2 protein-coding genes are annotated in these 2,189 nt (G+C 41.2%); both read right to left on the minus strand.

Going from position 1 to position 2,189, the window contains the following annotated elements; genetic code table 11:
• Positions 1–253: hypothetical protein (locus BAMA_RS23680; RefSeq protein ID WP_162176076.1), on the minus strand; the 253-nt coding region annotated here is incomplete at its 3' end.
• Positions 226–2,189 (minus strand): phage tail tape measure protein (locus BAMA_RS23100; RefSeq protein WP_157406074.1); only part of this gene is annotated, 1,964 nt, incomplete at its 5' end. The genes BAMA_RS23680 and BAMA_RS23100, both read right to left, overlap by 28 nt.

Raw genomic sequence — 2,189 nt, forward strand, 5'->3', positions numbered from 1 at the left:
TCTTTTCAGACAAACCTTTATCACTAGCATCACTAACGTTTTTCCCAGCTTTTTCGGCTTCCCCTTTGGTTTGCTCCATGCCCTTTGCTTTACTTTTAACCTTATCTTTACCAGCTTGCTCCGCTTCAGGATTACCCTTTTTCAGCTCTTCATTTACACCCTTAATTACCTTATCAGCTTCTTGTTTCGCTTGTTCTAAAGTCAACCCCATGCCTGTGTAAAAATCTATGAGTGCTTGCTTGGATTGTGCCATGGCTTCTTCTTTACTCGCCCAAGACTTTGAAGATACGTTACCTGTTGTTGAGCCCATCTCGTATGGAATTCTTTTTCAGTCTCCTCAACATAACGCATATCACCAGAAACTGTCACAACCGCTTTCTTCATTCGTTCAGCTTGCTTTCCTGTTTCAAGGTCCAAAAGCTTTCCGTTTTGTGACATCGATTCAAACAAGGCTTTTGCATTCTGCCTATAAGATTCGGTATTTTTGGCTAGGCTTATTTGAAGTTCTGCATCATTTTTTGACATTAATGCTTTTCGTGCCTCGGCATCTATGTCCATTTTAGAGATGATGTCTTTACGATCCTTATAATCTTTCTCAGCTGCCTTTTTCCCTTCTTCATACACTTTCTTAATTTCAGAGTTATATTCTTTCGCCTGCTTGTAAGAAAGCTTTCCATTTTCAGAAACAATAGATTTTTGAATTGCTACTGCATCTTTTTGATTCTTCGCAAATGCGCTAGTCATTTCTTGGAAAATATTAAGAGCCTTCTGTAACTCCTTCTGCTGATCTGCAGACATTTTAGAAGTATCAAGGCTAAATTCTTGCTGATATTTCTTAATGGTGTCTAACGCTTGTTTTGTTTTTGCAATGTCCTTATCTATAGCATTAAGAGCTTCTTGTTCAATTTTCTGGCGTTGTTCATTAAATTTACCTTCTGTATCCTGAAATAGTTGCTCCATAACAACTGAAACATCAGTCTTAAACTTTTCTAACGCAGTGATAACTTCGGTGGACATTTTGGAATAAGTGCCAACTATTTTTGTTGCCATTTTTTCTGCTTCTTCACCTGAAGTTCGGGAAAGTTGGAACATTTGTGACTCTGCTTTTTCTCGCATCTTCACATAGGATTCGGCCGCTTTAACAGTCGCACCAGAAACACCTTCACCATATAACAGAGCTTTCTCTTTTGCCTGCTCCTGTGCCTTTGCTATATTTTCAAGTGAAGCAGACGTTGCATACCCAGCAATACCAAGCGCCCCAAGTGCAGCTGTTCCTCCAACAATCGCAAGCCCTAATGGACCTGCGAATGATAAAAGAGCACCAACTCCTAATGTAAGTACCCCAACAACTGCTGTAACCCCAAGCATCGCTGTCCCTAACGCTGTAGATGTCGCAATTACCTCTTGAGTTCCTGCATCAAGATTATTCCACTTCTGTACTAAATCTGTAACAACTTTAGCTGCACCTTCTAATGCTGGTGTTAGCCCATCAGTAAACTTGATTTTCGCAGTTTCAATAGCACCGGACATTTCATCCACAGCACCTTTGAGGTTATCTTTCATTTGTTTTGCTGCTTTTTCTGATGCACCAGCACTATTCTCAAGAGATGTTGTCATTTTACCAATTTCATCTGGTCCAGCTGCCATTAATGACAACATTCCTGAAACAGCTTCCACACCGAATATCATCGAAATAGATGCTGCCTTTTGAGCTTCAGTCATACCCTCGGTACTGCCTTTTAACTGCCCAACAATAGATTCTAAGCCAACGAATTCACCACTCGCATCAGTGACAGAAATCCCTAACCGTTCCAACTCACCTCTTGCTTCTTTTGGCGGGTCAACTAAACGTAATAAGGACGCACGAAGTGTTGTACCAGCTTGTTCACCTTTCATACCGGCATTAGTCATTATACCGATAGAAGCCGCCAACTCTTCTAAACTTACTCCTAAAGTTGCGGCTGGTGGTCCAGCATATTTCAAGGCGTACTGCATATCCGTCAAATCAGCTGCGGAAATATTGGCTGTTTTGGCTAAAATATCAGCTACTCTTGTGGCTTCTGTAGCTTCCATACTGAAAATATTCAATGTAGAAGCCATAACCTCTGCTGTTTGCGCCATATCAGATCCAGACGCTTCAGCTGCGCTAATTACACCAGGCATCGCTCCAAGAATCTGCTCTACAGTAA

This window comes from Bacillus manliponensis (assembly GCF_000712595.1).
In the GTDB taxonomy this organism is placed as follows: Bacteria; Bacillota; Bacilli; order Bacillales; family Bacillaceae_G; genus Bacillus_A; species Bacillus_A manliponensis.